The sequence below is a fragment of the Kitasatospora sp. NPDC059803 genome, assembly GCF_042732255.1.
GTDB lineage: Bacteria > Actinomycetota > Actinomycetes > Streptomycetales > Streptomycetaceae > Kitasatospora.
This window is the reverse complement of sequence record NZ_JBHWIJ010000238.1, coordinates 1060-9481: the sequence shown is the minus strand read 5'-3', so window position 1 is coordinate 9481 and position 8422 is coordinate 1060. Positions and strand designations below refer to the sequence as shown.

General features: G+C 75.4%; 7 protein-coding genes. All 7 read right to left on the bottom strand.

What is annotated here, in order from left to right; translation table 11 throughout:
* Window positions 1–104: 104 nt before the first annotated feature.
* The gene (locus ACFV6I_RS29515) at window positions 105–1196 is read right to left on the bottom strand and encodes an LLM class flavin-dependent oxidoreductase (RefSeq protein ID WP_063346358.1); all 1092 of its coding nucleotides are present in this window, start codon (window positions 1194–1196) and stop codon (window positions 105–107) included.
* 73 nt (window positions 1197–1269) lie between these two features.
* Entirely contained in the window at window positions 1270–2331 is a 1062-nt protein-coding gene (locus ACFV6I_RS29510; RefSeq protein ID WP_380428565.1) for an LLM class F420-dependent oxidoreductase, read from the bottom strand.
* A 67-nt stretch (window positions 2332–2398) separates the two neighbouring features.
* Window positions 2399–4018 carry an ABC transporter substrate-binding protein gene (locus ACFV6I_RS29505; protein WP_380428563.1) on the bottom strand — a complete coding sequence of 540 codons (1620 nt, stop codon included), beginning with the start codon at window positions 4016–4018 and terminating at the stop codon, window positions 2399–2401.
* 100 nt (window positions 4019–4118) lie between these two features.
* Complete coding sequence (locus tag ACFV6I_RS29500; RefSeq protein ID WP_380428562.1) at window positions 4119–4895, bottom strand: ABC transporter ATP-binding protein; 777 nt, start codon at window positions 4893–4895, stop codon at window positions 4119–4121.
* A complete protein-coding gene (locus ACFV6I_RS29495) occupies window positions 4892–5674 on the bottom strand; it encodes an ABC transporter ATP-binding protein (protein WP_380378319.1) in 783 nt (260 codons plus the stop codon). The genes ACFV6I_RS29500 and ACFV6I_RS29495 overlap by 4 nt, the downstream gene beginning before the upstream one ends.
* Complete coding sequence (locus ACFV6I_RS29490) at window positions 5671–6618, bottom strand: ABC transporter permease (protein WP_380428560.1); 948 nt, start codon at window positions 6616–6618, stop codon at window positions 5671–5673. Before ACFV6I_RS29490 ends, ACFV6I_RS29495 begins: the two co-directional genes overlap by 4 nt.
* Before the next feature lies 1 nt (window position 6619).
* A complete protein-coding gene (locus tag ACFV6I_RS29485) occupies window positions 6620–7564 on the bottom strand; it encodes an ABC transporter permease (protein WP_380428558.1) in 945 nt (314 codons plus the stop codon).
* Window positions 7565–8422 lie beyond the last annotated feature (858 nt).

Sequence of the window (8422 nt, the reverse complement as noted above, 5' to 3'; positions counted from 1 at the left end):
TACCCAAAAACACAAACATCAATCCCTCGCACTGCGTCGGGGTCGTGGGGGGGGCGGGGGGGGGGGGGGGCCCGCGCCCCCCCCCCCCCGAACGGGGGCGCCGGTCACCAGACGCGGCGGTCGGCGGGGGTGCCGAGGCCGGTGCGGAGGTGGCGGACGAGGCTGCGGCGCAGCTCACGGTCCTGGTCCGTCTCGACGGGGAGGTCGAGCTGGACGATGTCCACGCCGGCCGAGCGCAGCAGGCCGATGCGGGCGGCGACGGTGGCGGGGGAGCCGGCGTAGGCGGCGGTGAGGGAGCGGCGGATGTAGGCGGCCACCTGCTCGTCGCCCCGGGAGGGGTCGGAGCGGCCGCGCTCGCGGTCGCGGTCGAGCTGGACGGCTTCCGTCCAGGGCCCGCCGCTACCGGAGGTGAGGCGCAGGGCGTCGCGGCGCAGCCGGCGGACGCGGTCGCGGGCCGCCTCGTCGGTGTCGGCGAGGACGACGGTGACGTGCCGCCAGATCCGCAGGGTCCGGCCGTGCGCGGCGGCGGCGGTGCGGACCTGGGCGATCCGCCGCCGGGTGTCCGGCAGCGGCAGCGGGCTGACGGCGTACACCTCCGCGTAGCGGGCCGCCAGGTCGAGGCCCTGCGGTGACGAGCCGCCGAAGGAGAGCAGCTCGCCGCCGGGTCTGGGGTGCAGGCCGGGCCGGGCGGCGGATACGGTGTAGAACTCGCCCTTGTGGTCGATGTCCTGGTCGGCGGCGAGGTAGCGGGTGAACAGGTCGAGGTACTCGTCGGCCCGGCGGTAGCGCTCCTGCTTGTCCAGGAGGTCGCCGTCGCGGGCCGTGTCGTGGTCGCTGGAGCCGATGATGACGTGGGCCGCCGCCCGCCCGCCGGAGAGGCGGTCCAGGGTCGCGAGGGAGCGGGCGGCGACGGTCGGCGCGGTGGTGCCGACCCGGTGGGCGACCGCGATGCGCAGCCGGGTTGTGGCGGCCAGGGCCCACGAGGCCACCAGCCACGGGTCGGGCCACGAACTGGACTGCACCACCAGGGCGCTGTCCAGCCCGTCCTCCTCGTTCTCCCGCGCGGTGCGGGTGACGTACGCGGGGTCGGCGGTGCGGTCGCGGCCGTCGGGGGCCCAGCGCAGGGCCTGGCGTTCCTGCGCGGTGTGGCCGGGGACGGGTGCGGCGCGGACCCCGCCGCGGATTTCGAGTGGCACGGCTCTCCTCCGGTCGTGAGCGTCGTGAGCGTCGTGAGGGTGGCAGGGGATGGGGACGGGTGGGGCGCGACGGTCAGAGGGCGGCCGGCCCGAGCCGGGCCAGGGTGTCGAGCAGCTTGGCGCGGCTGACGAACACCTCGGGCGGCAGCGACACGTACAGCTGGATGGTGGTGACACCGGGGCGGTGGTAGGCGAGGATGCGCTCCCGGCACTCCTCCGGCGAGCCGCTGATGAACAGCCCGTCGACGACCTCGTCGGGCAGCGCCTTCTGGGCGCCCTCCGGGTCGCCGGCCGCCCAGAGGCGGTGGGTCTCGGCGAGGAGTTCGCCGTGGCCCAGCCACTCGTGGAACTTGCGGTACGGCTCGCGGTTGAGGATCCAGGCGAGGAACGGCCGGCTGGCGCGGTGGGCGTAGTCGGTGTCGTCGGTGGGGCAGACGAAGACCTTGACGACCAGTTCCTTCCCGGGCGGCTGCGGGCCGACGGCGTCCAGGATCTTCGGCACGTCGTGCGGGAACAGCAGGTTGGTGATGGCGCCGTCGCCCTCGGTGAAGCCGAGCCGGAGCATGTTGGGCCGCAGTGCGCCCAGGATGACCTTGACCGGCTCGGTCGGGGGGTGCGGCAGCCGGTAGCCGGTGATGTCGAAGGTGTCGAACCCGCCGGTGACGTACTCGCCGCGCAGCGCCCGGGTGACGAAGCGCAGGACGTCCCTGGTCCGCTTGAACGGCTCGTCGAACGGGATGCCGTTGATGTCGGTGACGTGCGCGGGCACCGAGGCTCCGATGCCCAGCAGCAGTCGGCCCGGGGCGAGTTGGGCGAGTGTCGCGGCGGTCTGGGCGAGCACGGCCGGGCCGCGGGTGTGCACCGGGACGATGCCGGTGCCGATCCGCAGCGAGGGGGACCAGGCCGCCGTGGCGGCCAGCGGGGTGAAGGCGTCGGTGCCGCCGCCCTCGGCGCTCCACACGTCGGTGTAGCCGAGGTCGGGCAGCCGCTCGACCAGGAACCGGTGCCGGTCGATGGTCAGGCCGGGCAGCGGGAGGGTGATGCCCCACTTGGGCGGCGCGGCGTGCTCGGGGCCGTGCGCGGAGCCGGGCGGGACGGTCCCGCTGTGGTGGTGCGGTCGGTGCGGGTCGGTCATCGGGATGGCCGTCCTTCCTGTGGTGCGCGGTGCTCTTCGGAGCCGGGGGAGAGGCGGTGTCCGCGGGTCAGCGGACCCATACGGTGGTCAGGTCGAGGAACCAGGACTGCGGCTGCACGAGCCCCTGGACCTTCGGCGAAAGGGCCCGCGGATTGCGGTCGTTGACCACGAACAGCCAGGGCGCGTCCTGGGTGACCAGGGCGAGCGCCTTGCGGTACCCGGCCTGCCGGGCGGCCTGGTCGGCATCGGCGGCCGAGGAGGCGAGCAGTTCGTCGACCTGCGGGTTGGTGTAGTGGCCGGTCCAGAACGGGCTCTTGGAGCCGATGAACAGCGGGAGCAGCGCCTCGGACTGGAACAGCGTGGTGGACTGGGCGACGGCGTCCGAGCCGAGCGCCACCTGGCCCTTGGCCTCGGCGCCGATCAGCGTGGTCCAGTCGGTGGTGCGCAGCTCGACCTTGATGCCGACGGCGGCGAGATCCCGCTGGAGGGCCTCGGCGATCGGCACCGGCAGCAGATTGCCGCTGCCGCCGGTGGGCACGGTGACGGAGGTGCTGAAGCCGTTCGGGACGCCGGCCTCGGCGAGCAACTGCCGGGCCTTGGCGGGGTCGTAGGAGTAGACGTCGCCAGCGGGGTCGTAGGCGGCGGTGGCGCGCGGCGCGGTCTGGTAGGCGGGGTCGGCGGTGCCGTGCAGCAGCTTCTCGGCGATGGCCTTGCGGTCGATCGCGAAGTTGGCGGCCCTGCGGACCAGCGGGTTGTCCCAGGGCGCCTTCGAGGTGTCCAGGATCCAGTACCAGAGGTGGTCGTAGCTGTTCGTGGCGATCTGGACGCCGTCGGCCTTGAGGCTGTCGATGTCGTCCGGGTTCGGGTACTCGATCCAGTTCACGCCGCCGGAACGCAGGGCGGCGGTGCGGGCCGCGGCGTCCGGCAGCGCCTTGATCACGAGCCGGTCGAGCTTGGGGGCGCCGCGCCAGTAGCTCTTGTTGGCGGCCAGCTCGATCTGCTGGCCCTCGGTCTGCGAGACGAACGAGAAGGGGCCGGTGCCGACCGGGTGCTGGGCGAAGTCCGCCGAGCCGGACTTGCGGACGGCGGTGGGGCTCGCGATCAGGACGTGCGCGAGGTCCTCGGGGAAGTGGCCGTTGGGCTCCTTGGTGACCAACTCGACGTGGTCGGCGTCGGTCTTGCGGTACGAGGCGATGTCGCCCGCGTACTCGGCGGCGGCGGCGCCGAGGGCGTCGGTGTACTCGGGGCTCTTCTTGTCGAGGTAGCGGGCCAGGTTGAAGACCACGGCGTCGGCGTCGAACGGGGTGCCGTCCTGGAAGGTGACGCCCTTGCGGAGGGTGAAGGTCCACGTCCTGGCGTCGGCGGCGACCTGCCAGTCGGTGGCCAGGGCGCCGGTGACGACCGGCGGCTTGTCGGTGTCCTTGAGTAGTTCGTACCGGGTGAGGCCCTCGTAGAGCTGGAAGGAGACCAGCCGCTTGCCCTCGAAGCCGGCGCCGCCGATCACGGTGTCCGGGTTGGGGAGTTTGCCGGTGGCGCCGATGACCAGGGTGCCGCCGCGGCCGTCACCGCCGCCCGCCCCCGCGGAGCCGCCGCCGTCGGAGCCGGCGCAGCCTGCCGCCGCCGCGAGCAGAACGGCGGCGGCCGGCAGGGCGACGGCTCTGGAGCGGATACGGCTGGTGCGCGTCATGGCGATTCCTCGTCGGTTCGGTGGTGCGGAGGTTCAGCGGTGCGGGGGTGCGGGGGTGCGGGGGTGCGGCGGTGTGTCGGCATGGAGTTTCGGCGGCGGGTCACGCGACGCCGGTGGCGGCCTCCAGCAGCGCCCGGGTGTACGGGTGCGCGGGGGAGTCCCAGAGCAGGCCGGCCGGGCCCTCCTCGACCACCCGGCCGTGCCGCAGCACCAGCACCCGGTGGGCGAGGTGCCGGACGACGGCGAGGTCGTGGGAGATGAACAGGTAGGCCAGGCCGGTGCGTTCCTGGAGGTCGGTCAGCAGGTCGAGCAGGCGGGCCTGCACGCTGCGGTCGAGGGCGGAGGTCGGTTCGTCGCAGACCACCAGGTCCGGTCCGGTGGCCAGGGCCCGGGCGACGGCCACCCGCTGGAGCTGCCCGCCGGACAGCTCCCGGGGGTAGCGGTCGGCGAGCGCGGGCTCCAGGCCGACCTGGGTGAAGAGCCGGGCGACGGCCGCGGCGCGTTCGGCGCGCGGCGTACCGTGCAGGCGCAGCGCGAAGGCGACCGCCTCCCCGGCGCGCAGGCTGGGGTTGAGCGATCCGCGCGGGTCCTGCGGGACGAACTGGAGGCGGCCCCGCAGCGCCCGGTCGGCGCGGCCGCGCAGCCGGTACGGATCGCGGCCGGCGAAGCGGACGCTGCCGGCGTCGGGGGCGAGCACCCCGAGGGCGAGGCGGGCCAGGGTGGACTTCCCCGAGCCGGATTCGCCGACCAGGCCGACGGTCTCGCCCGGCGCGACGGTGAGGCTGACGGCGTCCAGGGCGGTCCGGTCGCCGTAGCGCTTGGTGACGGCGTCGACGACCAGGACCGGGCCCGGGTGGGTGTGGTCTACGGCGTTCATCGGCGGGCTCCTGGTTCGGCGGCCACCAGGGCGGCGGTGAAGGCGTGTTCCGGGTCGCCCAGCACCCGTTCGGCGGGACCGAGTTCGACGATCCGGCCGGCCCGCATGACCGCCACGGTGCCGCCGATCCGGCGGGCCGCCGCGAGGTCGTGGGTGACCAGCAGCAGGGCGATGCCGCAGTCGGCGCGCAGGGTGGTGAACAGGTCGAGGATCCGCCCGCGGATCAGCGCGTCGAGCGCGGTGGTCGGCTCGTCGGCGATCAGCAGTTCCGGGCCGCAGCAGATCGCGACGGCGATGGCGGCGCGCTGGCGCAGGCCGCCGGAGAGCTCGTGCGGGTAGGCCCGGGCGACGCGTTCCGGGTCCGGGATGCCGGCGGTGGCGAGCAGCTTCGGCACGGCCGCGCGGGCGGCCCGGCGGTCGGCGGCGATCCCGTGCCGCCGCAGCACCTCGGCGAGCTGCGGGCCGATCCGGCGCAGCGGGTCGAGCGAGGCGGCCGGGTCCTGCGGAACGTAGCCGATCCGCCGGCCGCGGACGTCGGCCAGTGCGCGTTCGCCGAGCGCCCGCAGGTCCGTCCCGGCGAGCCGGACGCCTCCGGTGACGGCGGCGCCGTGCCCCGGCAGCCCGAGCACCGTGCGGGCGACGGTGGTCTTGCCGCTGCCGGATTCGCCGAGCAGCACCAGGGAGCGGCCGGCGGGCAGGGTGAGGGAGACGTCGTCGACGGCCCGGACCCCGCCGGGGTACTCGACGGTCAGGCCGTTGATCTCCAGCAGCGTGCTCATGCGCCCACCCGCTTCGCGGCTCCCGGCCGGGCCGAGCCGTCGGCCGAGCGGTCGGCTGAGCGGTCGGCGGACTGGTCGGTGGACCGGCTCGCGGCGGCGGGGGCGGCGTGCGCCAGCAGGGCGCCGGTGTCGCCGACGCGGGTGCGCAGTGTCTCGCCGAGGGTGTTGAAGACGACCGAGACGGCGATGATGACCAGGGCCGGCAGGACCGCCACCCAGGGGTGGGTGAGCAGCGAGGGCCGCAGCTCCTCCAGCATCGCGCCCCACTCGGCGGTGGGCGGGGCGACCCCGAGCCCGAGGAAGGACAGCCCGGCGGCGTACATGATGGCCAGCCCGACCAGCGAGGACGCGTACACCAGGACCACCGGCGCGACCACCGGGGCGACCTGGCGCAGGACCAGTGACCCCCAGCCGGCGCCGCTGACCCGGGCGGCCACCAGGTATTCGGCGGCCCGGACCCGCCGGGTCTCGGTGAACGCGACCCGCGCCACCGCGGGGGTGAGCACTACCGACAGCGCGAGCACGGTCGCGCCCAGGCCGGGCGTGAGCAGCGAGGCGATGGCGATCGCCAGCAGCACCCCGGGGAAGGCGTAGAGCACGTCCAGCAGGCGCAGCAGGGCCTGTTCGGTGGTCCGGCCGCCGAGCCCGGCCACGACGCCGAGCAGGGTGCCGACGACGGCGGCCACCGCGACCGGGACGAGCCCGCCGGTGAGCGAGGCGCGCCCGGCCCAGATCAGCCGGCTGAGCAGGTCGCGGCCCTGGCCGTCGGTGCCGAGCAGGTGGCCGGGGCTGCCCGGGTCGAGCAGCCGGTCCGCCAGCCGCCCGGCGGCCGGGTCGTACGGGGCGACCAGTGGCGCGGCGAGCGCGAGCAGGACCAGCAGCGCCGCGAGGGCGGCGGGGACGGTCAGGCCGAGGTTCGCTCGGGCGAGGACACGTGACGTCACATCAGTTCCTTACTCGCGGGTCGATCGCCGCGTGCGCCGCGTCCACGAGGATGTTGACGCCGACGAACGCGACCGCCACCACCAGCACCCCGCCCTGCACCAGGGGCAGGTCGCGGGAGGTGAGCGCGTCGTACAGCAGCCGGCCGACGCCGGGCCAGGCGAACAGGGTCTCCACGAAGATCACCCCTTCCAGGAGGTAGGCGAGTTGCAGGCCGCCGATGGTCAGCAGCGCCGGCGAGGCGTTGTGCACGCAGTGCCGCAGCACGGTGGCCGGGCGCAGGCCGCGGGCGCGCAGCGAGTCGGCCAGCTCGCCGGCCAGCACGCCCCCCAGCGCGGCCCGGAACACCCGGGCGGTGAGCCCGAGCGGGACGAGCGCGGCGGCCACGGCCGGCAGGATCAGGTGGCGGGCCAGGTCGGGCAGGCCGCCGGAGCCGAACACGTCGTGCGTGCCCCCGGCCGGCAGCCAGCGCAGGCCCACGGCGAAGACGGCGATCAGCAGCAGGGCCACCGAGTACTGCGGGGCGGAGACCGCGAGGGCGGACAGCGCGCCGGAGATCCGCCCGCCGGGGCCGCGCGGGCGCAGCGCGCCGACGGCGCCCAGCGCCACCCCGCCGACCAGCACCAGCAGGAAGGCGGCCGCGGTCAGGGTCAGCGTCTGGCCGAGCGCCGGGAGCAGCAGGTCGGCGACCGGGCGCTGGCCGGAGACGGAGGTGCCGAGGTCGCCGGTGAGCGCGTGCCAGAGCCAGGAGGCGTAGCGGACGGGCAACGGCTGGTCCAGGCCGAGCCGCTCGGAGAGCTCGCGGCGGGCCTCGGGCGGTGCGCCCGGCCCGAGGAAGAGGGCCACCGGATCGCCGGGGACGAGCGTGACGGTCGCGAAGACGACGGCGGTGACGCCGAGCAGGGTCGGTACGGCCAGCAGGAGGCGGCGCAGCAGGAAGCGGGTCACCCGGCCCTCCGTGGCGTGGCGCCGGACTGGCCGGCGGCGGGCCGGTTGGGCGGGGCGGGCATGGGGCTGGTGGTCCTTCCGGGAGGGGCGGTTCGGGGAGCGGTTCGGGACGGTCGGCGGTGGTAACCGGCAGTCACCGGCGGCGTCCGGGGTGCTGGACCGCCGGACCGGGGCCGTGGGACGGGCCGTTCGCCGGGGGGCGGATGCCGCGTCGGGGCGGGATCGGGTGCCGGAGCACGGGTCGGGCGGTCCGTGGGACGGGGGACGTCGGTGCCGCTCCGGCAGCTGCGGCCGCTTGAAGGAGCGTTGCGGACCGGTGGCCCGGACAGCCAGTCAGCACTTGATGCTGTTACTCCTGGTCACAGCATCCGGAGTGTCAGGACCGCCACTGCCCAGGACGCCGAGCCCCGGTTCCGTCCTTGACCTGCACAAGGAACCGGACCTAGGGTTCCCCGCATGGCTATTCGGCGGACCGACATCACCCTGGTCGGGATCGGCGGCTCGTGGCACCGACGGTGTTTCGACGAGCTCTGTCGCCCGCGCGCTGCGCGCTGACCGCCCCGTTCCCAGCCGCTGCGGTCGGCGCCCCTCCCCAGTCCCGGATTCCGCAGCCGACGCCCGTGCGCGTCCTCGACGGATCCTCGCCGCAGCACCCGTGCCCACCGGGCCGGCCCGCCACCAGCAAGGGGACCGTATCGCCATGCCGTACCTCAGACGCCCTGCCTCCGCCCCCGGGGGTGCGCGATGGCAGCAGTGAGCAAGCTCGCCGTCCCGGCCGGCCCGCGCGGCCGCCGGATTCCCGCCCGACGCGGCGCCTGCGGCGGCGCCACCCGGGAGGAGGCCCCCGCCGCGGGCGCG